Annotated in this window: 18 protein-coding genes; 5 read left to right on the top strand and 13 right to left on the bottom strand. The window is 60.1% G+C overall.

From position 1 onward, the window contains the following. Nucleotides 1-33: 33 nt before the first annotated feature. The 5 genes from P3G59_RS25660 to P3G59_RS25640 are packed head-to-tail and all read left to right on the top strand — an operon-like array spanning nucleotide 34 to nucleotide 9,389. The gene (locus P3G59_RS25660) at nucleotides 34-1,746 is read left to right on the top strand and encodes a DUF2138 domain-containing protein (protein WP_277759463.1); all 1,713 of its coding nucleotides are present in this window, start codon (nucleotides 34-36) and stop codon (nucleotides 1,744-1,746) included. Beyond that, nucleotides 1,731-2,381, top strand: coding sequence for a DUF1175 family protein (locus P3G59_RS25655; protein WP_277762204.1), 651 nt, complete (start codon nucleotides 1,731-1,733; stop codon nucleotides 2,379-2,381). Before P3G59_RS25660 ends, P3G59_RS25655 begins: the two co-directional genes overlap by 16 nt. Beyond that, nucleotides 2,378-6,952, top strand: coding sequence for an alpha-2-macroglobulin (locus P3G59_RS25650; protein ID WP_277759462.1), 4,575 nt, complete (start codon nucleotides 2,378-2,380; stop codon nucleotides 6,950-6,952). Before P3G59_RS25655 ends, P3G59_RS25650 begins: the two co-directional genes overlap by 4 nt. A gap of 1 nt (nucleotide 6,953) precedes the next feature. Beyond that, nucleotides 6,954-8,573, top strand: coding sequence for a DUF2300 domain-containing protein (locus tag P3G59_RS25645; RefSeq protein ID WP_277759461.1), 1,620 nt, complete (start codon nucleotides 6,954-6,956; stop codon nucleotides 8,571-8,573). A gap of 3 nt (nucleotides 8,574-8,576) precedes the next feature. Further along, nucleotides 8,577-9,389 (top strand): DUF2135 domain-containing protein, encoded by an 813-nt coding sequence (locus P3G59_RS25640; RefSeq protein WP_277759460.1) that lies wholly within the window; start codon nucleotides 8,577-8,579, stop codon nucleotides 9,387-9,389. A gap of 24 nt (nucleotides 9,390-9,413) precedes the next feature. Here the strand turns inward: P3G59_RS25640 and P3G59_RS25635 are convergent, their stop codons facing one another. The 13 genes from P3G59_RS25635 to P3G59_RS25575 all read right to left on the bottom strand — a co-directional run bounded on the left by P3G59_RS25635 (nucleotide 9,414) and on the right by P3G59_RS25575 (nucleotide 21,776). Beyond that, nucleotides 9,414-9,848 carry a hypothetical protein gene (locus P3G59_RS25635; protein ID WP_277759459.1) on the bottom strand — a complete coding sequence of 145 codons (435 nt, stop codon included), beginning with the start codon at nucleotides 9,846-9,848 and terminating at the stop codon, nucleotides 9,414-9,416. 62 nt (nucleotides 9,849-9,910) lie between these two features. Then, a complete protein-coding gene (locus tag P3G59_RS25630; protein WP_277759458.1) occupies nucleotides 9,911-10,468 on the bottom strand; it encodes a hypothetical protein in 558 nt (185 codons plus the stop codon). Nucleotides 10,469-10,595: 127 nt separating this feature from the next. Beyond that, on the bottom strand, nucleotides 10,596-11,771 hold the full coding sequence (locus P3G59_RS25625; RefSeq protein WP_277759457.1) for a diguanylate cyclase: 1,176 nt from the start codon (nucleotides 11,769-11,771) through the stop codon (nucleotides 10,596-10,598). Between the two features lie 486 nt (nucleotides 11,772-12,257). Continuing rightward, nucleotides 12,258-13,004, bottom strand: a complete 747-nt coding sequence (locus P3G59_RS25620) for a helix-turn-helix transcriptional regulator (RefSeq protein WP_277759456.1) — start codon at nucleotides 13,002-13,004, stop codon at nucleotides 12,258-12,260. Between the two features lie 223 nt (nucleotides 13,005-13,227). Further along, nucleotides 13,228-13,755, bottom strand: a complete 528-nt coding sequence (ppa, locus tag P3G59_RS25615; protein ID WP_003205933.1) for an inorganic diphosphatase — start codon at nucleotides 13,753-13,755, stop codon at nucleotides 13,228-13,230. Nucleotides 13,756-13,867: 112 nt separating this feature from the next. After that, a complete protein-coding gene (locus tag P3G59_RS25610) occupies nucleotides 13,868-14,680 on the bottom strand; it encodes a zinc-dependent peptidase (protein WP_277759455.1) in 813 nt (270 codons plus the stop codon). Between the two features lie 4 nt (nucleotides 14,681-14,684). Further along, nucleotides 14,685-15,335: a DedA family protein gene (locus tag P3G59_RS25605; RefSeq protein ID WP_034153744.1), complete on the bottom strand. Its 651-nt coding sequence runs from the start codon at nucleotides 15,333-15,335 to the stop codon at nucleotides 14,685-14,687. Between the two features lie 311 nt (nucleotides 15,336-15,646). Continuing rightward, nucleotides 15,647-16,108, bottom strand: coding sequence for a GNAT family N-acetyltransferase (locus P3G59_RS25600; protein ID WP_007910890.1), 462 nt, complete (start codon nucleotides 16,106-16,108; stop codon nucleotides 15,647-15,649). A gap of 115 nt (nucleotides 16,109-16,223) precedes the next feature. Further along, nucleotides 16,224-17,048, bottom strand: coding sequence for an ethanolamine ammonia-lyase subunit EutC (gene eutC, locus P3G59_RS25595; RefSeq protein WP_277759454.1), 825 nt, complete (start codon nucleotides 17,046-17,048; stop codon nucleotides 16,224-16,226). Between the two features lie 5 nt (nucleotides 17,049-17,053). After that, complete coding sequence (locus P3G59_RS25590; RefSeq protein WP_108226263.1) at nucleotides 17,054-18,448, bottom strand: ethanolamine ammonia-lyase subunit EutB; 1,395 nt, start codon at nucleotides 18,446-18,448, stop codon at nucleotides 17,054-17,056. 156 nt (nucleotides 18,449-18,604) lie between these two features. Then, a complete protein-coding gene (eat, locus tag P3G59_RS25585; RefSeq protein WP_277759453.1) occupies nucleotides 18,605-19,975 on the bottom strand; it encodes an ethanolamine permease in 1,371 nt (456 codons plus the stop codon). A 16-nt stretch (nucleotides 19,976-19,991) separates the two neighbouring features. Then, a complete protein-coding gene (locus P3G59_RS25580; RefSeq protein ID WP_277759452.1) occupies nucleotides 19,992-20,132 on the bottom strand; it encodes a hypothetical protein in 141 nt (46 codons plus the stop codon). 123 nt (nucleotides 20,133-20,255) lie between these two features. After that, nucleotides 20,256-21,776, bottom strand: coding sequence for an aldehyde dehydrogenase family protein (locus tag P3G59_RS25575; protein ID WP_277759451.1), 1,521 nt, complete (start codon nucleotides 21,774-21,776; stop codon nucleotides 20,256-20,258). Nucleotides 21,777-21,950 lie beyond the last annotated feature (174 nt).

Raw genomic sequence — 21,950 nt, 5'->3', positions numbered from 1 at the left:
TGAAATCCTGAGCTTTGGGAAATGAGCGAGAAGATGAGCGATAACACTGTGACTTCGGCTGCCGATACGCCAGCGGCCAAACCTTCGCGGCGCTGGCCGTTGCTGCTGGCCGGGTTGTGCCTGGTGGCCGGCGTGGCGGGTGGTTTTGGCTGGCTGCTGCTCAAGCCCAAGGCGCCGCCGGCGGAGTTGGCGAGTGACAAGCTTGGCCTGAGCCGTCCGGATGCGTTGCTGGAGACTCGCTCCCTGAGCCAGTTGCCCAAAGACCTGCTGACCGTGCCGTTCCTGAAGGCCACGCTGACCGAAGATTTCGTCTTCTATTACGAGACCCATGCTGATCGCCTTGGCTTGATCGGCAGTCTGCGCCGGATCATCTACGAGCATGATCTGAAGTTGCAGGACAGCCTGATCGAGCAGCTTTTCGATCAACCGGCCGATGTCGCGCTGTGGCGCGGGGCGGATGGTCGCTTGAAGGATTTCCTGCTGGTAATGGATCGTGGCGGTCTGGCGAAACTGCTCGAACCGTTGGCGAAAGTCGCGCTGGACGACACGCAGCTCAGTCAAATGGGCGAACTCAAAGTTGGCGGAGATAGCGTGCCGCTGTACCAACTGACCTACAACGCCAGCAAAGCCCTGTTGTTCGCCTCCCACGGCGACAAACTGGTGGTGCTGTCCAATCCGGCCAAGTATTCCGACCCGGAAAGCGGCGTGTCTGAAGAGTCCGGTCACGTCTCGCCACAAGCGCTGGCGGCGTTGCTCAATGGCGAAAAACTGTTCCCTGAAGCGTTCGGCCTGCCGGCGAAAACCGCGGAAACCAAACAGCGCCTGTCGGTTAACTCCAGCGTACTGGCCATGGGTTATCAACGCTTTATCCCGAATTTCGCCGGGCTGCGTTTCGACATGGACGACAAGGGCTGGCACAGCTACCTGGCCATGGACGAACTGGATAACCAGCCAGACTTCGATTTCAAACCGGTCTGGCAAGCCATGCCGCTGGGTGCCAGTGCCTGCGTAACCCTGCCGGTCGCGGCCGAGCCGCAGAAGCCGCTGTTGGTGAAACTCGGCGCCGAAGAGGCCGTGGCGCAAACCCTCACCGAACACGTGGCTGGCGCGGCAGGCCTGTGCTGGTACGCTGATTCGCGTTTGTACACGCCGTTGCTGGTGGCCAGTCTGAAAGACGAGGACAGCAGCAAGCTCGACGGCGATCTCGGCAAACTGTTCGGGTCAATGGTCGGTGCGTTCGAGGCCAACGTCGACGAAAACGTCTTCCCGGTGGTCGAGAGGCAGGAAAGCCAGAACCACGTCTGGCAGCGTCAGGTCAGTTCCAACTTCGGTCCGTATGCGGCGAAGACGGCGGAAAACCCGGACGCGATTTCTGGCAAGGCGTTCATGAAAGTCAGCCTCGCCCGTCACGGTTCGACGCTGCTGTTTTCCCTCGACGACAAACTCGTCGACAAAGCCCTCGGAACCCTCGACAAACGCTTCCCGCCGATGGCCGACGTGCTGCCAAAAGATGTGTTGATGCCGATCTATTTCGGCCCGGACTCGATGGCGCAACTGATGCAGCAGGAAACCCTCGACAGCCTGCCGCAGGACATGGAGCCGGTGTTCTACAACGCCGCGCAAACCTACCTGATCCCCAAGCTGCGCACCCTCGGTGGCTATGGCAAATATGCCCTGACCTTGCCCGAAGGCAGCGAACCTGACGGCCACTGGCAATGGCTGCCGCTGGAATGGAAAGCGCTGTGACGACACTGATTCGCAGCCTCGGCTTGCTCGCGCTGTTGCTGAGCGCGAGCGCCCGCGCCGTTGAAGCGCCGGCGCTGGATCCGGCGCAATCCCAGGTATTCCGCGCCTGGTTCGTGCGTATTGCCCAAGAGCAACTGAGCCAAGGCCCGAGTCCGCGCTGGTATCAGCAGGACTGTGCCGGGCTGGTACGTTTCGCCGCCAACGAAGCGCTGAAAGTCCACGACGACAAATGGCTGCGCAACAATGGCCTGTCCAATCGCTATTTGCCGCCGGAGCTGTCGCTCAGCGATGAGCAACGCAAGCTCGCCCAGCAATGGCAGCAGGGCGGTGGCAAGGTCGGGCCGTACGTCAACGCGATCAAACTGATTCAGTTCAACAGCCACTTGGTCAGCCGCGACGTGTCGCAGGCGCGGCCCGGTGATCTGATGTTTTTCGATCAGGGCGACGACCAGCACCTGATGATCTGGATGGGCCGCTACATCGCCTATCACACTGGCACCACCACCCCGACTGACAACGGCATGCGTTCGGCAAGCCTGCAGCAACTCATGACATGGAAGGACACCCGATGGATACCCGACGCAGCCAACCCCAACTTCATCGGCGTCTATCGACTGAACTTTCTCTCCCAATGACCGGTGCCCGCATGTTGCGACTCTGCTCCCGAATTCCTTTGCTGCTGGCGCTGTTGCTGCCAGTGGCTACCGTCAGCGCCGAAGATTCGGTCGAGCCGAGCGGCTATACGCCGGTCTCCGGTGAAAGCTTCTTCCTGCTCGCCGATAGCAGTTTCGCTGCCGACGAACAGGCAATGGTGCGCCTCGAAGCGCCGGGCCGTGACTATCGCCGTTTCCGCATGGAACCCTATGGCGGCGCCGACATTCGCGTGTACCGCATCGACAAACCGCTGGATTTCCTCAAGCGCCAGAAGAACCTGCACCGGGTGGTCAGCGATGGCCAGTTCAAGGGCGAAGGCCTGTCCAACACCCTCGCGTACCTGTGGGACAACTGGTACCGCAAATCCCGTCGGGTGATGCAGCGCGCGTTCTCCTATGAATCGCGTAAACAGGTCACCGACGAGGTGCCGGAACTGAAGATGGGCAACGCCATCGCCGCACCGACGCCGTACGACGCGCAGCCGCAATTTGCGCTGATCCCGGGTCTGCCGGTGGTCAGCCAGTTCCGCTATCCGCTGTGGCAGGCCAAGCCGATTCAGCCACCGGCCGGCGTCAATCTGGCCGGTTCTTCCAGCGACTTCGTCAGCGTTGCGCCGGGCAACGTTTATATCCCGCTGGGCAATCTGAAACCGGGTCTGTATCTGGTCGAAGCGCTGATCGGCAAGTACCGCGCGACCACCATGGTCTTCGTCTCCAACACCGTCGCGGTGAGCAAGATTGCCGGCGATGAATTGCTGGTCTGGGCTGCGCGCAAACACGAAGGCAGTTCGGTGCCGAAGGTCAATGTGCTGTGGACCGACGGCCTCGGCGTGATGAGCAGCGGTGCCACCGATGCCGATGGTTTGCTGCGCCTGAAGCACGTCAGCCCCGAGCGTTCGTTCGTCATCGGCGAGGACGAAGAGGGCGGCGTGTTCGTCTCGGAAAACTTCTATTACGACAGCGAAATCTACGACACCAAACTCTATGCCTTCACCGACCGGCCGCTGTATCGCCCGGGTGACTGGGTGTCGCTGAAAATCGTCGGTCGCGAGTTCAAGAATGCGCGGGATTCGGTGTTGCCAGGCGCGGCGGATGTGACCGTCAGCGTGCTCGACGCCACCGGCACCGAGCTGCAACACCTCGACCTGAAACTTGATTCCAAGGCCGGTACTCAGGGCCGTTTCCAGCTGCCGGACAACGCGGTAGCAGGCGGCTACGAGATTCGTTTCAACTACAAGGATCAGGCTTACAGCAGCGCTTTCCGCGTAGCGGAGTACATCAAGCCGCACTTCGAGATCTCGCTGAACCTGGCCAAACAGGATTACCGTACCGGCGAGCCGGTCAAAGGCAGTCTGGTGTTGCTATACCCCGACGGCAAACCGGTGGCCAACGCCAAACTGACCCTGAGCCTGCGTGCCCAGCAATTGTCGATGGTCGACAACGAGCTGCAATACCTCGGGCAATTCCCGGTAGAACTGACCAGCACCGAACTGACCACCGACAGCAAGGGCAACGCGAGCCTCGACCTGCCGGCCGCTGACAAACCAAGCCGCTACATGCTCACCGTGTTTGCCAGCGATGGCGCGGCGTATCGGGTCAAAACCACCAAGGAAATCCTTATCGACCGTGGTGCGGCGAGCTTCCGTTTGAGCGCGCCGCAACGCTTCAGCGCGGTCGGCGACAAGGTTGCGTTCGGTTATCTGAATGAAGCTGGCAGTGAGCCAAGCCAGGCCGTCGTGCCGAGCAGCTATAGCTGGGTTCGTCTCGAAGATCAGACTACGGGTGAAGGCAAACTGGCGGCCAAAGATAAAGGCTTCAACCTGACCTTTGATCGTCCGGGTACCTACAACCTTTCGCTGAAAGATCAACACGGTCGCGTCCTCGGCGCCACCGGCCATTCGGTTACCGGCGATGGCGTCAAAGCGGTGCCGGGCACCGTAGAAATCGTCCTCGATAAACCCGAATACAAGGCTGGCGATGAAGCCCTGGCGCTGATCACGTTCCCGGAACCGGTCAGCGATGCGTTGCTGTCGCTGGAGCGCGACAAGGTCGAAGCCACTGCGCTGCTGGCCAAGGGTGGTGACTGGCTGAAACTGGAAAAACTCAGCGATACCCAATACCGCGCGCGCATCCCGGTGAAGGACAACTTTGCGCCGAACCTGACCTTCTCCGTGCTTTACACCAAGGGCGGTCAGTACAGCTTCCAGAACGCCGGGATCAAAGTGGTCGCGCCGCAAATCGACGTAGCGATCAGCACCGACAAAGCGCTGTATCTGCCAGGAGATACGGTCACGGTTGACCTGACCACGCAGTTCGCCGGCAAAGCGGTGCCGGCGCATCTGACCGTCAGCGTCGTCGACGAAATGGTCTACGCGCTGCAACCGGAAGTTGCGCCGACCATTGACCAGTTCTTCTATCACCCGCGCCGCAACAACGTGCGCACCAGCGCCAGCCTGTCGTTCATCAGCTACGACGTGGCGCTGCCGGGCAGCCCAGGCGCGCCGGGTAAAGCCAACCGCAGCGAGCGCGGGGTGAAAGTGCTGGAGCGGCCGCGCCGGGAAGACGTCGACACCGCTGCGTGGCAGCCGGAGTTGTTGACCGGTACCGATGGCAAAACCCGCTTTACCTTCAAGATGCCGGACTCGCTGACCCGCTGGCGCATCACTGCTCGCGCCATCGCCGATGACGGTCAGGTCGGGCAGAAGAAGCAGTTCGTCCGTTCGGAAAAACCGCTGTACCTGAAGTGGAGCGGGCCGAGCAAATTCCGTAAGGGCGATCAGCCGCAACTCGGCGTGTTCGCGTTCAGTCAGGCCGAAAAACCGGTCAAGGCTGAACTGGTCACGCATTACGCTGGCGCCGAACAACGCCTGCCGGTGACCCTGAACAACGGCATCAATTACCTGCCGCTGCCGGCGTTCGCCTTGGCTTCCGGCGAGTGGACGGCGGAGTTGGTTCAGGACGGCAAAACTGCGGATTCCCTCGCCGTGCGCCTGAGCGCGACCGGTGATGGCTGGCAAGTGACGCAGACCCAGAGCCTCGACGTGGCCAGCGGTGATACACCGCTGAGCCTGCCAGGCGACGCCACGGACATTCGCCTGCGCCTGGATGACAGTCCGCAAGCGCTGTTCCGTTCCGCACTCGACGATCTGCTCAGTTATCCGTACGGCGGCGTTGAACAGACGGCCAGTCGATTGCTGCCACTGAGTATTGCTTACCCATCGCTGGCGTCGAATCCGCAGATCCGCGATCGCTTGCGCCTGATCATGCAGAACAGTCGTCTGCGTCTGGTGCAAATGGCCGGGCCGTCGGCGAGCTTCACCTGGTGGGGCTACGACGGTGAGCCGGATGCGTTCCTCACTGCCTACGCGTACTACGCCGACTGGAACGCCAGCCAAGTGTTGGCGCTGACCTTGCCGCCGGAGCACTGGCAGCGGGTGCTGGAGGTGTACGCCAAGCAAGCGCCGAACACGCCATTGCTGCAACGGGCGCTGATTCTGTCGTTCGCCAGGCAGATGCATTTACCGGTGAACACGTTGCTCAGCGGTTTGATGGAGGATCTGGCCAAGGCGGGTGAGGGCAACGCCGAAACGCTGATGGACGATGGTCAGGACAGTCTGGTGATGAGCGACCCGGATTCGGCGCTCGGTCTGGCGGCGGCGCGGGTATTGACCGCTTCGTTGGCCACGCAGTCGAAAGTTGCCTTGCCGGATGCGTTCAATCGCCAAGTGGCTGCTGCGCAACAGCGTCTGTCCGTCAGTTCGCAGCCGTTTGCCGAAGCGCTGAACCTGTCGCTGCAACCGTTCGATCAGGCCCGTGCGCAGGCGCTGCTGCAACGTCTGCTGCCACAGCAATCAACGCTCGAACGTGCGCTGGCGCTGACCTGGCTGCAACGCAGCATCGCCCAAGCGTCGCCGACCATTGCCCTGACGCCGGGTGAAGGCTGGAAGAAAAACTACAGTGCAACCGGTGAGATGTACTGGACTTGGCAGGGCGCGTCGCCAGTGCTAGGCGTGTTGACCGTGTCGGGCACACAAGAGCGTCCGCTTCGTGCGGCGTTGAGCTTCCAGACCCAACAACCTGCGGTCGATCCGATGGCCGTGACCATCACTCGTCGCCTGTCGCGACTGGTGCCGGGTGATGAGGCGTTCACCTTCAAACTGAAGCCGGTCGGGACCAAGCCGTTGTCCAGCGACAGCCTGTATCTGGACGAAGTGATCCTCACCAGCAAAGCGCCGAAACCGCTGCGCTACGGCATGCTCGAAGTGCCGCTGCCACCGGGCGCCGATGTCGAGCGCACGACGTGGGGCATCAAGTTGCAGGGCAAGGACGGCACCGAACCAGCCGCGCTGGAGAAAGCGCGCTTCGAACCGGGTCAACTGGCTTACGCGGTGCCTGTCGATGCGCTGAGCGGCGAATTGCGCCTGCGCCATCTGGTGCGTTTCTCGCAGAAGGGCCAGTTCAACCTGCCGCCGGTGCGCTTCACCCAGGTGTACGCGCCGCAGCATCAGGCCCAGGAAGCGAAAGCCTCCCTCGGTCAGGTCACGGTCAACTGACATGACCCGGCCGCTGCTGTGGCTGCTGATGTGTGTGATCCCTGCGCTGGCGACGGCGCAGGATGAGCCGTTGCGCGTGGCGTACAAGGGCGAGTTGCTGTCGTTGAGTCAGATGCAACTGATCGCCCGTGAACCGTTGCCATCATCACTGGATACGCCACTGGGCAGTCTGTGGAAGTTGTTTGTCTATGCGTGGCTGGTGGACACCGGTGCGCGGGAACCGGCGTATGAATGTCGCGGGCAATCGAAGGACGAGGTTTATTGCTGCGCGGCGGGCGGCAAGATCGAGCGTGATCAGGCGCTGGTGAAATCCTGCGGGTTGTTTTTCGAACCTGCGCGATTGGGCATTGCGGCGGCTGATTGGAGAAGCTATTGGCAGGCGCGGCAAGCGCCGTCGTGGTTGCTGGATTTACCGTCGCTGCAACCGGCCCAACGGGTTTCCGTGGTTGAGTTGCTGAAGGTCCTGGCCTCGTTACCGGCGCAGGATCAGGCGCGTCGAGTACTGCTCGACGTGGTGCTGAACGCGGCGGACGGCAATGTCGTCGGTGAACTGGGCGGGCGTCTGCGGGTGAAAACCTGGAGCTGGCTCGGCGATCAGGATCCGCAATCGCGACAGGGTGGATTCGCTGGCTGGACGGCTGATGGTTCGCCGGTCTGGGCAGGGGGCCGTGGCACCAGCCAGATGGTTTTGCGGCATTACGGCCAGGCACTGGCGACGGTGTTGCCAGCAGCATGGCCGGCGGAAGCGGGGCGTTGCGTTGAAGTCGGGTTGTTCTCGCGCTATCCGGTTTCACGGGTTTTGAGCGGTGAGCGGGTCATGACTTCCGGCCCATTGCTTGGCGACTACCGCGTCGAATTCGCCAACGGCAATGCGCTGGATATCCACAGTGACGGCGAACTGTTTCTGCTCAACGACAAACTCGTCGCAAGGCTTGATCGCGAAGAGTACGTCGCGAGAGTACTGGACCGTGAAGCCAAACCCGAACCTGGCGAAGCAGCCAAGGCGTTGGCCGTGGCGATTCGCACGTATCTGCTGCAAAACGCCACGCGCAACGGCGACTGCCTGAGTATCGACGACAGCAGCAATCGCCAACGCGTCGCCCCGCGTCCGGCCTCCAGCGAATCACGCAGTATCGCTGCATGGACGGCAGACCTGGTATTGGCCGGCAGCACCGTCACCTATCACTCCGATCAGCCCGGCCCGGACAAACTCGCCTGGCAACAAGCCGTCGAGCAAGCCAATGCCGGTCAACGTTACGACGCGATTCTGCTGCACGCCTATCCGCGCGCCAGCCTCAGTCGTTGGGACAACCCGGTCGCCTCCTGCGAAACATTGCCCGCCGCGCAAGACTGGCTGCAGAAACAGCGACGCGGCTGGCGCCCGACACTGGAAAGCGAAACCGGCTACAACGAAGTCAGCACCTTCGCCGTGTGCAAACTGGCGTTCGGCCGTCCCTTCGTCGACCGTGAGCGCCAGCGCATCTATGTACGCGGCGTACTGACCCTGCAGGATCGCCTCGACCTGACCCACGAATATCTGCACCTGGCCTTTGCCGCACACCCCAACGGCCAGGATGAAACCTACATCGAAGGGCTCGCCCGTCACCTTTTGCTGGAATAGACCATGACACTCCGTTATCCACAGGTCTTGCTGCTGCTTTGCACGTTGACCGCGCTAGCGCCGGCCATCGCCGCCGACAGCGTCAAACTCGACACCCCGGTTGGCGGCTGGCGTAGCGGCGCACCGGAAGGCGAGGGCGAAAGCTTCCGCCAGACCGTCAACTACCCGGCCTCGTCGGTCAACACCCCGGTCGGCCAGGCCAATACCGCACGCATCAGCGGCGAGATCAAAGCTGCGCGGAAGGACAACGAACCCGGCCGTCTGATCGTCAACGGCGTCAGCATGCCGTTGAAAATCGACGACAGCGGCCACTTCGATCGCCCGTTTTCCTTCCCCAACGGCAGCAACAGCGTCGAAGTGCGCAGCCCCGACGGCCAGCAACGCCACCGCACACAGTTCCTCAACAGCAGCGGCGGCGCCACCCCGGCCAAACTGCGCGTACTGCTGGCGTGGGACAGTGACGGCACCGACCTCGACCTGCACCTCGTCACCCCCGACGGCGCGCATATCTGGTACGGCAACCGCACCGCTGCCAACGGCGCCGCGCTCGACGTCGACGTCACCACCGGCTACGGCCCGGAAATCTTCGCCATGCCGGCGCCGATCAAGGGCCAGTATCTGGTGTATGTGAATTACTACGGCGGTGGGTATCGCGGGGATGAGGATGGCGGCGATGAGGCGATGCAGCCGCTGACCACGGCGCAGGTGACGGTGATTACCGAAGAAGGCACACCCAGCGAGAAGATGGAGACGTTTCTGATCCCGATGCGTGCGGTGGGTGAGCTGACGTTGGTGAAGTCGTTCAGTTATCCCTGAGCAGGTACTGGCTCAGGGACAGCACTAGAATCCGGGCGGAATGTAACCGGGTACGAATGGAACGTTGATGCACTTGCCGTGAATGATCTTGCCGTCCTCGATCCTGAACAGCACGATCTTTTTGGCTTTATTGACGGTGGCTTCCACTTTGCAGTCAGAGCTATGCCCGACCGTATCGTAGTACTCGGTGTACACCATGCCGTTGCCGGTGTGATTCATGGAAGTACCGGCCGCTTCAGTGGTAGTCCAACTGGAGGACTTGTACCACGTGAGAACGGCGAGATTCTCCCCGCTGGCAGTGGTTTGTTTTTTCATTGAGTCGGGTTTGCCGAACAAATCGAGTGCTTCCTGAACATCCCGTCCTTCCCAGCGCGACTGCGCAATCAGGTGGCAGCCATTCACCATTGATACTGTGGCTGTTAGCAGCAGCGTCAGTAACGTTTTAGTCCATTGATTCATCATGACTCCCGATGTCATGTGCGCGACGAAATAGCGCGCTGGAGAGTTAAACAGTCAGGCTGTTACTTGTTGCCCAGTATCGAGTCGAGGTTGTCCATCATTTGGCCTTTCTCTTGAATCGGTGCCAGTTTGAAGAACATTTGCTGCATGCCCTGGATCATCTGCAAATGCTCCATTTTGCCCACGGCAATCATGTCTTTTTTCTCTGGGGTGCAAACGAATGCGAGGGCGCGCTGTACCCAGAACTCCTTCGGCTGCTGCCATTGCTGGTTCACTTTCAGGTGACGCAGCATGTAGGCAATTCGATCCACCGACTGGCCATTAACAAACCGCACCTTGTTGGTCTTGCACTGAACTTCCAGGTTGTAGGCATCAATCATCGGCTTGCCCGGCTCTTCATACACCAGCGTCACCGCCAACATCTGCGCGCCCTTGGTAAGTGTCGACGGCACCACAGAAGTTTTGTCGGCGACATACATGATGTTTTTGTGCGGGACGCCGTTGCCATAAATGATCCACCAGTCGCCGATGGGGTTCGGCTCTTCCGCTAACGCTGCAGTGGCAGACGATAGTGCGGTCAGTAAAGCGAGGGATTTACTCAGTTTGAAAAACGATGACATGGTGCTGCTCCATTCCTTGGCGCTTTTGTGATGCACAAAAACAGAATGGAAATTTAGTGGTGGGTGCCGACTGGGGCAATTAGGGCGGATGTGCTAATGGCTTATTGGAATGGTCGTTTGTTGAGCTTTAATGATCGGTAAGGCTCAGGTACAACGAACGCAACGTCTGCACGCGGTTGCGCCCCTGATTCTTGGCGCCGTACAGCGCCTGATCAGCTTCCGAGAGCAGGCGTGACAGGTCATGACCGGATTCGCGGGTGGTCACCACGCCGATACTGACGCTGAGTAATCCAGGCTCAAGAATCGACAGTTGCGAGAAGGAACGACGGATCCGTTCGGCAATTTCCAGTGCGGTCTGCTCATCGCAATCGTTAAGCAGGCAAGCAAACTCCTCACCGCCGATCCGCCCGCAAACATCCTCCTTGCGCAGGCTCTCGAGCATGATCCGGCCGAACGCAATCAACGCCTGATCCCCAACGGGATGGCCATAAGTGTCATTCAGGCGCTTGAAGTTATCCAGATCGCAAAGCAACAACGCTGCCGGTTCGCCGTGTTGCTGACTTTCGGCAAGCAACTGCCCGGCGTTAATCATGAACGCGCGACGATTGCCAATGCCAGTCAGCGGATCGCTGAACGCCGCCGCTTTGAGCTTGAGTTCTGCACGCTCCTTGACCATCGCCAGCGTGATGTAGGCGATGCCGATCACATACAGCATCGACTCGAACAGCATGAACGAGAAAAACGGCACGCCTTCGCCACTGCCCAGCAGCGCCTTTGTCACCGGCAGCCCTTCATCGGTCGCACTGCGAACGGCGTAGAACACCGTGTGCAAAACGGTCAGCACCAGCGCCGGCATAAACGCGACGTCCAGAGTGTGGCGGCTGCGCCAGAGCTCCAGCGTTGTCAGCACGCCGTAACTGAATGCCAGCAAGGAGTAGACCAGAACCCGATTCGGCATCGACTCGTAAAAGGCGGGAATCAGGCACAAGGTCAGCCAGGCGAACGCCCCCGCCAGAATGCCGGACACCGAAGGCTTGCGCCCGACCAGCGTACGCATGGCCGTCCAGTTCATCGCTGCACTCAGCAATAGAACAACATTGCCGAACACAATGGGAATGAAGTCGACGCCTCGATCACGCCAACTGACCAATACCACGCCGATGGCGCCAAGCAGCATCATGCTGCCGAGGTACGCCAGTGGCGACTCGCGGGTTTCGCGATACCAGGCGTGCAGCGTCAAAAGCCCCATCAGAAAAAAGACGAAGACTGAAACGACCAGCAGGGTCGGGATATGCAGGGCCATTCCATGGATTCCCGTGAGGCTCAATACCGGAGTCCGGCCGGCGGCGGGAATGCGGGTAAAAACAGAGGGGGTGGTTGTTGGGCGGGATTTAGCACTGAGGGGGTTGGGATTGGCAAGTGTTGAGTCGGGCTCACCAAGGTAACTGTGCTTTTTTGCAGACATTAAAAAGCCGGCTTGTGGCCGGCTTCTCGGGGACTGGCTTGGTTTATTTTTGGTAAACCGCGCCAGCCTTCAAAACGTACATCCGGATCTGCGTCCGGCTGTGGGACTTGGTCAGACGTTGGTCTGCCGCGTCGGGCGCTCTCTGAGCCGCGGGGCGGGTCGATGCGCAAATGTGGGGCGCAGGATACTGAGTTTTGCTTGGGATTCCCAGCCTGAAGTGCGGTTTAGAGCGACCGCAGTCGAACAAATTCGAGATTTGTACCGATTATCAGGGCCTCATCGCGAGCAGGCGCACGCCTACAGGGGGCTTTGTGGGCCGTTAGATCATAGAAACGGCACCACCGGCCGCCGCTTGCTCACTGTCGACCACCAGAACACCCAGCCCAATATGTGAATCCGTTGCTCTTCGATCTGCGCCGGGCGGAACACTTCGTCCGGGTATTCGGCGCTGTTGTGGCTGCGCAGGCGCAGGCCGTTGCCGGGCATGCGGTGCAGGTATTTGATGCGCAGCATGCCGTCGTGTTCGATGGCGTAGATCTCGCCGTCTACCACTTGGGTCAGGCTGCGGTCGATGGCGACGATGGAGCCGTCTTCGATGCGTTCGGCCATGCTGTTGCCGATCATGTGCGCGCAGATGGCGTCGGCGTGGCGGATTTCCAGTTGATCCAGTGGTGCGCGCAGCAGGCGGATGGACAGGTCCGGGTCCTGGATGACGTGGGTTTTGTCGGAGCCGTTGGTCAGGGGTGTTTCTTTGAAGAAGGCCAGTTCGATGTCGTTGGGATGGATAAATCGGTAGGCGCCCTGAGGATCGTGGGCGTCGAAGCTGTCGCCGTTGCTGGCAGGCGGAGCGAGGCTCGGCAGCTCTTTTGCGCCTTCGCCGGTTTTCAGCCATTCGCTGTTGACGGACAGCAGGCGTGAGACTTCTTCCATGCGATACGCCGGGACGCCCCGGGTGTACCAGTTGTGGACATTTTGGGCTTCCGTGCCCCAGAACTTTGCGAAACCCGTCGTCGAGATGTTCGCAGCTTCCAGGAGTGCCTTGAATCTTGGACCGCTAGTGTTCTTTCTCATAAACACGGAGTCTACGGCCGTGCCAGAGCGGTTTGAATAAACCGGACGTTCAAAAACGGGCTGAATTTTGCGACGGGATGTAAGACGATCTTGTGGGAAATTACACAGGCTAAAACTTTTCTGTAGTCCGCCATAAACACTCTGTTTAAGACGGCTTTTCCCGAGCACAAAAAACCCCGGATCAACCGGGGTTTTCTTCAAGCTTCACGCGTAGCGCTGGTGCTTAGCCTTTGTAGGCGGCAACCGACTTGGTGATCGCTTCGCGGGCGGCGTCTGCACCGGCCCAGCCTTCAATCTTGACCCATTTGCCTTTTTCGAGATCCTTGTAGTTCGCGAAGAAGTGCTCGATCTGTTGGATCAGCAGTGGCGGCAGGTCGGTGTATTCCTTCACGTCGACGTACAGCTGGGACAGCTTGTCGTGTGGGACTGCGATGACTTTGGCATCGCCGCCGCCGTCGTCGGTCATGTTCAGGATGCCGACTGGACGCGCGCGGATTACCGAGCCTGGAGCAACCGGGTAAGGGGTCACAACCAGTACGTCGAGGGGATCACCGTCGTCAGCCAGGGTGTTCGGGATGTAACCGTAGTTGGCCGGGTAGAACATTGGGGTGGCCATGAAACGGTCAACGAACAGGCAATCGCTGTCTTTGTCGATTTCGTATTTGATCGGCGCGTGGTTGGCCGGGATCTCGATCGCGACGTAGATGTCGTTCGGCAGGTCTTTGCCAGCCGGAATCTTGCTGTAGCTCATTGGGCGTTGCCCCCGTAGTTGACCAAAAACACTTGGCCGGATTGACCAAAAAGTGGCGGCGATTATAGGCATATTCTGCCGTCGACGCCATGTACCGAAAGTCGTGCAGACCTTAGTCGTGCGCCTGATAGACCGGGTCTGTGGCCTGAAGTTGCCGCAACCGGCTCAACGGGTCCTGGCGGTAGAAAAGCCGCAACTGCGCATACACCTGTGGATAAGCCTCGTGCAACAGATCCGGGGCGCTGAAAAAGTACTCGCTGGTGACGGCGAAGAACTCGGCCGGGTTCTCGGCGGCGTAGGGGTCGATGGCGGTTTCGGCGTCAGGGTTGCGATCGAGCTGGCGGTTGAGGTCGTCGTAGGCGTGTTGCATCACCTCGGCCCAGTCGCTGACGCGCATGTCGGCGTGCAGTGGCGGCAGGCCGTTGGCGTCGCCGTTGAGCATGTCGAGTTTATGCGCCAGTTCGTGGATGACCAGGTTATAGCCTTCCCAGCCGCCACTGGCCATCACGCCCGGCCAGGCGAGGATGATCGGCCCCTGTTGCCAGGCTTCGCCGCTGTGTTCACCGTCCCACTCATGCTCGACACCGCTGGCATCGCGATGACGTTGCGGGCTGAGGAAGTCGTCGGGATACAGAACAATCTCGTGAAAACCCTGATACCAGTTCAGGTCGCCCAGATTGAGCAGGGGTAATTGCGCCTGGGCGGCGAGCAGGAGGCGTTGTTCCTGATGCAGTTCGACGCCGGGCAGGGCGCTCAGGTGTTTGTCTTCGAGGAACAGCACGCAGGCTTCGCGCAACCACTGATCTTCGGCAGCGCTGATGCCATCCAGAAAGCTCAGGTGATGGCGCACCCGTTGCCACATGTCGTCGGCAATCGGGTGCTTCGCCAGAAGGCGCCGGCGTCGCCAGGCGCGCAGCGACCACATCGGCTTAGTGCGATTGCGCTTTGGTGCCGCCGAAACGGCTGCGAACCACGCCGAGGATCATTGGCACCAGCGACAGCAGAATGATCGCCACCACCAGTAAGGACAGGTTTTTCTTGATGAACGGTACGTTGCCGAAGAAGTAGCCCAGCGTCACCAGACCGCCGACCCAGAGGATGGTGCCCAACACGCTGAAACCGAAGAAGCGCGCGTACGGCATCTTCGCCACACCGGCGACGAATGGTGCAAAGGTTCGGATGATCGGCAGGAAGCGCGCCAGCGTTACGGTCTTGCCGCCATGCTTGTCATAGAAGTCGTGGGTTTTCTGCAGGTAGTCGCGACGGAAGATTTTCGAGTTCGGGTTGCTGAACAGCTTCTCCCCGGCCGTTCGTCCGATCACGTAGTTGGTGCTGTCGCCCAGTATGGCCGCGAGCATCAGCAGGCCGCCCAAGAGTACCGGATCCATTCCACCGCCAGCGGCAACGGCACCCGCAATGAACAACAGCGAATCACCCGGCAGGAATGGCATCACCACCAGACCGGTTTCACAGAAAATCACCAGAAACAGAATGGCGTAGATCCATGGACCATAGTTGTTCACCAGCAAATCGAGGTACACGTCGAGATGCAGGATAAGGTCGAGCGGGTTGAAATCCATGGGGGCACCTGTATGGCGGCCCGACTCGGCAGGCCTGTGCGGATGACTTCGTGTAAGCCTACAGCGGGGTGTAGTTTTTCTTACAAGCCGGAAAGATCGGGATTATACGGTCGGAAAGATGAAAAGCGCGTTGGTTTTGTAGCGGGGGATGTCGGGGTGTGAATATTTGTCAGGCGGGCGTCGAGCTTGATGAGGGCGGTAACACTCGGTCGAGCGTCAGGCAAAAGCAAAAAGATCGCAGCCTTCGGCAGCTCCTACATTTGGAATGCGTTGCCCTGTAGGAGCTGCCGCAGGCTGCGATCTTTTGATTTTCAGAGCTCTTCGCTGATCGGCAATACGTAGTTCTTGAATTCAGTGTCTTCCTTGAATCCGATGGATTCGTAGGTTTTCTGCGCGACTTCATTATTGCTGCTGGTGGATACGCGCATGCGCACGGCCTGGGTTTCCTTGGCCATTTTTTTTGCGGTGCGGATCAGGTTGTCGGCGACCAGTTGGCGGCGGGCATCTTCGGCGACATAGATATCATTGAGGATCCACACGCGTTTGAGTGACAACGAAGAAAAGCTTGGGTATAGCTGACAGAACCCCATCAGCTTCTTGTCGTCATCATCGGCCAGCGCCAGATAGATCACCGATTCCTTGCGGCGCAGGCGTTTTTCGAGGAAGGCGCGGGAGGAATCCGGGTAAGGCAGGGAACCGTAGAACTCGCGATATTTGACGAACAACGGAGTCAACAAATCCAGATGTTCGAGGGTCGCTTGAATAATCCGCATGATAGGTCTCGTCTTCAAGTGGCTGTCTTCAACTGCTCTGACGGCGATGGGAAACCCGTGCGGCCGTGCATCGATCCTGCCTGAAACCTGCGCAGAAACGCAATGCGGAAACGGTTCAGGCAGGGGGCGGGCTGAGTAGGAAGTTTCCTTTCATGTCCGCACCGGCGTCCGACTCCAGCGTCTGAATCTGTGCTTCGTCCTTCAGATTCACGCCCGACAGCTGTCTGCGACAAGCTTCTCGCATCAAGTACAGCAAGCGATGCGCCGCCATGCCGTAGCTCAAGCCTTCGAGCCGCACATTGGAAATGCAATTGCGGTAGGCGTCGGTCAGGCCGATCTTTGGATTGTAGGTGAAATATAAACCGAGGCTGTCTGGCGAACTGAGGCCTGGGCGTTCGCCGATCAGCATCACCAGCATTTTTGCGCCGAGCAGTTGGCCGATCTCATCACCGACGGCAACGCGGCCCTGTTCCACCAGGACAACGGGCGCCATCGACCAGCCGTCGGCGCTCATTTGTTCTTCCAGTCGTGTGAGAAACGGCAAGGTATGCCGATGCACCGCCAGCGCCGACAAGCCGTCAGCCACCACAATTGCCAGATCGACACCGCCCGGATGCGCCGCGGCGTACTCGCGCAAGCGCCGGGCCGAGTCATCGCTCAGCTTGCGCCCCAGATCCGGGCGTTGCAGGTAGCTGTTGCGATCCACTGCGGCGCTGTGCAGCAACAGGCTTTCGCGCCCGCGCTCCTCCAATTGCGTGCTGAGGCCGGCGTGATCGAAGGGCAGATGCACGGCATCGCGCGCCTGGGCGTGGGCAAACTGGAAGTCCAGTTGTGCACGGGTTGGCAGGCTGGTGCCGGTTCGGCCCAGAGCAATACGCGCCGGGGTCAGGCGACGCAGTTCCAGCCAGGGGGTTTGCGGGTCGACGGGCGGTTTTTCCATGTGACTCATCCCAGTTGCGCCAGCGCCTGGCGGAAGGCCGGCGGCAAGTTGTTACCGAAGCGAACCTTGCCGTCCGCTTGGGTGAAGATGCCCATGTTTGCCAGCCACTGCTCGAACTCGGGCGCCGGTTTCAGGCCCAGGGTCTGCCGGGCGTAGAGCGCGTCATGGAACGACGTGGTCTGGTAGTTGAGCATGATGTCGTCGGAGCCGGGGATGCCCATGATGAAATTGATCCCGGCGACACCCAAGAGGGTCAGCAGGGTGTCCATGTCGTCCTGATCGGCTTCGGCGTGGTTGGTGTAGCAGATGTCGCAGCCCATCGGCACGCCGAGCAGCTTGCCGCAGAAATGGTCTTCGAGGCCGGCGCGGATGATCTGTTTGCCGTTGTACAGGTACTCCGGGCCGATAAATCCTACGACGGTGTTCACCAGAAACGGTTTGAAATGTCGTGCTACGGCATAGGCCCGGGTTTCGCAGGTTTGCTGATCGACGCCGTGATGGGCGTTGGCCGACAGAGCGCTGCCCTGACCGGTTTCGAAATACATCAGGTTCTGCCCGAGTGTGCCGCGATTCAGGCTCAGGCCGGCGTCGTAGCCTTCCTGCAAGACATTCAGGTTGATGCCGAAACTGGCGTTGGCCGCTTCGGTGCCGGCGATCGACTGGAACACCAGATCCAGCGGCACGCCACGGTTGATCGCCTCGATAGAGGTGGTGACGTGGGTCAGCACGCAAGCCTGGGTCGGGATGTCGTAGCGCTGGATGATCGCGTCGAGCATTTCCAGCATCGCGCAGATCGAGGCGATGCTGTCGGTGGCCGGGTTGATGCCGATCATGGCGTCACCGTTGCCGTACAGCAGACCGTCGAGAATGCTCGCGGCAATACCGGATGGCTCGTCGGTCGGGTGATTGGGTTGCAGTCGGGTCGACAGACGTCCGCGCAGACCGAGGGTGCCGCGAAATTTCGTCACCACGCGAATTTTCTGCGCGACCAGCACCAGATCCTGCACGCGCATGATCTTCGACACCGCCGCGACCATTTCCGGCGTCAGGCCGGGGGCGAGGGCGCGCAGGCTGGTTTCATCGGCGGCGTCACTGAGCAGCCAGTCGCGAAAACCGCCGACGGTGAGGTGGCTGACCACGGCAAAGGCCTGTTTGTCGTGGGTGTCGATGATCAGCCGGGTGACTTCATCGGATTCGTAGGGAATCAACGCTTCTTGCAGGAAATGCGTGAGCGGGATGTCGGCCAGGGCCATTTGCGCGGCCACGCGCTCGCCGTCGTTGAGCGCTGCGACGCCAGCGAGGAAGTCCCCGGAGCGCGCCGGGCTGGCCTTGGCCATGACGTCCTTGAGGCTGTCGAAGCGATAGGTTTGGGCGCCGACGGAATGGGCGAATGCGGCCATGCTGTCCTCCTGTAATTGATACACCCTGTAGGAGCTGCCGAAGGCTGCGATCTTTTGATCTTGACCTTTGACGATTGAAAGATCGCAGCCTTCGGCAGCTCCTACACCGTTCCAGCACAGCGCCTATATGGGGCGCTGCGCACTTTTATATGGCAACTAGATCCCTTCGAGCATAGCGTCTGCCGGCGCTTCGGAGCGCTGCTTGGCGGTCAGCTGGAAATACAGGTAACCGGCGGCCATAAAGCCAAGGAACACACAACCGATCAGCGTGTTGAACCACGCCATCGCCACCAGGCACACCACCGCCAGAAACAGCGCAATCGCCGGCACCACCGGATACCCCGGCGCGCGGAAGGTGCGTTCCAGGTTCGGTTCGGTTTTGCGCAGTTTGAACAGGCTGAGCATGCTGATGATGTACATCACGATGGCGCCGAACACCGACATGGTGATCATCGCGGCGGTCAGGGTCATGCCTTGCAGATTGACCAGACCATCGCTGTAGATTGCCGCGATGCCGATCACGCCGCCGGCCAGAATCGCCCGGTGCGGAGTCTGGAAACGCGACAGTTTGGCCAGCCCCTTGGGCAGATAACCGGCGCGGGCGAGGGCGAAGAACTGCCGCGAGTAACCGAGAATGATCCCGTGGAAACTGGCCACCAGGCCGAACAGGCCGATCCACACCAGCATGTGCATCCACGAGGAATTGTTGCCGACCACCGCTTTCATCGCCTGTGGCAGCGGATCGTTGATGTTCGACAGCTGACGCCAGTCGCCGACGCCACCGGCCATGACCATCACGCCGATCGCCAGAAATACCAAGGTCAGAATGCCGCTGACGTATGCCTTGGGAATCGTGCGTTTCGGGTCTTTCGCCTCTTCGGCCGCCATGGCCGCACCTTCGATGGCGAGGAAGAACCAGATCGCAAACGGTATCGCCGCGAAGATCCCCGGAATCGAGCCGAGGGTGAATTCGTTGGCGCCCGACCAGCCGTTGAGCACGAAGTTGCTGAAGCTGAAGCCCGGCGCAACTACGCCCATGAATACCAGCAGCTCAGCGACGGCGAGCACGGTGACCACCAGTTCAAAGGTCGCGGCGATACTCACGCCGAGAATATTCAGGGTCATGAACACAAAGTACGCGCCGACCGCCGCGATCTTCGGATCAAGCTCCGGATACTGCACGTTGAGGTAGGCGCCAATGGCCATGGCAATCGCCGGTGGCGCAAAGACGAACTCGATCAATGTGGCGATGCCGGCGATCAATCCGCCTTTCTCGCCGAACGCCCGGCGGCTGTAGGCAAACGGCCCGCCCGCGTGTGGGATGGCGGTGGTCAATTCGGTAAAACTGAAGATGAAGCAGGTGTACATGGTCGCGACCATCAGCGCCGTGACCAGAAAACCGAGGGTGCCCGCAGTACCCCAGCCGTAACTCCAGCCGAAGTATTCGCCGGAAATCACCAGGCCGACGGCAATGCCCCACAGGTGCAGGGTGCCGAGTGTGGGTTTGAGCTGTGTGGTGGAAGTCATAAGTCCTCTCTGTTTTTTATTGTTCGATCTGTTGGACTTTCGGGTGCAGCGGTTGAGTGGGTGGATGCTGTTCACGCAGCGGCAGTTTCGGTGCGAATCCTGAATGACGGGTACGCAAGGGCCGTGCCAGAGCGGCCAGGCCTTTGGGTTGTGTCATTAAGGACGCCAATCGCGAGCAGGCTCACTCCTACAGGAGGAATGCGGTGCAATTGTAGGGGTGAGCCTGCTCGCGATAGCGGTCGATGGGGCAACACAGAAACACCTGTGTCGCCCCGGTTTTTTAGAAGAAGCCCAACGGATTGATGTCGTAGCTCACCAGCAGGTTTTTGGTCTGCTGATAGTGATCGAGCATCATCTTGTGGGTTTCACGGCCGACGCCGGACTTCTTGTACCCGCCGAACGCGGCATGCGCCGGGTACAGGTGGTAGCAGTTGGTCCACACGCGACCGGCCTTGATCGCGCGGCCCATGCGGTAGGCGCGGTTGATGTCGCGGGTCCACAGACCGGCGCCGAGACCGAACTCGGTGTCGTTGGCGATGGCCAAGGCTTCGGCTTCGTCCTTGAACGTGGTGATGCTCACCACCGGGCCGAAGATTTCTTCCTGGAACACGCGCATCTTGTTGGTGCCCTTGAGCAGGGTCGGCTGAATGTAATAACCGCTCGACAGATTGCCCTCGAGTTTTTCCACTTTGCCGCCCGTCAGCAGCTCGGCGCCTTCGCCCTTGGCAATTTCCAGATACGAAAGGATTTTGTCGAATTGCTGCTCGGACGCCTGGGCGCCGACCATGGTGTCGGTGTCCAGCGGATCGCCACGTTTGATTTGCAGGACTTTCTTCATGACGACGGCCATGAACTCGTCGTAGATCGATTCCTGCACCAGTGCGCGGGAAGGGCAGGTGCAGACTTCGCCCTGGTTGAAGAACGCCAGCACCAGACCTTCAGCGGCTTTTTCGATAAAGGTCGGCTCGGCCTGCATGATGTCTTCGAAGAAGATGTTCGGCGATTTGCCGCCCAGTTCCACGGTGGACGGAATGATGTTCTCGGCCGCGCATTTCATGATGTGCGAGCCGACCGGGGTCGAGCCGGTGAAGGCGATCTTGGCGATGCGTTTGCTGGTGGCCAGCGCTTCGCCGGCTTCTTTGCCGTAGCCCTGAACAATGTTCAGCACGCCTGGCGGCAGCAGGTCACCGATCAGTTCCAGCAACACGGTAATGCCCAGCGGGGTTTGCTCGGCGGGTTTGAGTACCACGCAGTTGCCCGCGGCCAACGCCGGCGCGAGTTTCCACGCGGCCATCAGGATCGGGAAGTTCCACGGGATGATCTGGCCGACCACGCCCAGCGGTTCATGAATGTGATAGGCCACGGTGTTGCCGTCGATTTCGGCAGCGCTGCCTTCCTGGGCGCGCAGGCAACCGGCGAAGTAGCGGAAATGGTCGGCCGCCAGCGGGATGTCGGCGTTGAGGGTTTCGCGGATGGCTTTGCCGTTGTCCCAGGTTTCGGTGATCGCCAGCAGTTCGAGGTTCTGTTCGATACGGTCGGCAATTTTCAGCAGGATCAGCGAACGTGCCTGCACGGAGGTCGAACCCCACGCATCAGCAGCGGCGTGGGCGGCGTCCAGTGCCTTGTCGATGTCTTCGGCAGTGGAGCGGGGGAATTCGGCAATCGGTTGACCATTCACTGGCGAGGTATTGGTGAAGTACTGACCTTTGACAGGCGCGACGAACTCGCCGCCGATGTAGTTACCGTACTTGCTCTTGAACGAGACTTTGGCGCCTTCAGTACCGGGGTGAGCGTAACGCATGATGTTGTTCTCCTTGGCTTTGTACTTATTAGAGAAACGCGCAATTGCGCTTGCTATAAGCGTAGAGCAAAGGTTGGGCCACTGCCGTGCGGGGCAGGTAAATCAAGGGTTTGGACGGTTTGCGTCAGACGAGCGGGGGGGAGCTGTGACGGTTTCGGTACAGGTGCCGTGACA

Source organism: Pseudomonas sp. A34-9, assembly GCF_029543085.1.
Lineage (GTDB): Bacteria > Pseudomonadota > Gammaproteobacteria > Pseudomonadales > Pseudomonadaceae > Aquipseudomonas.
This window is presented reverse-complemented; position numbering and strand designations above follow the sequence as displayed.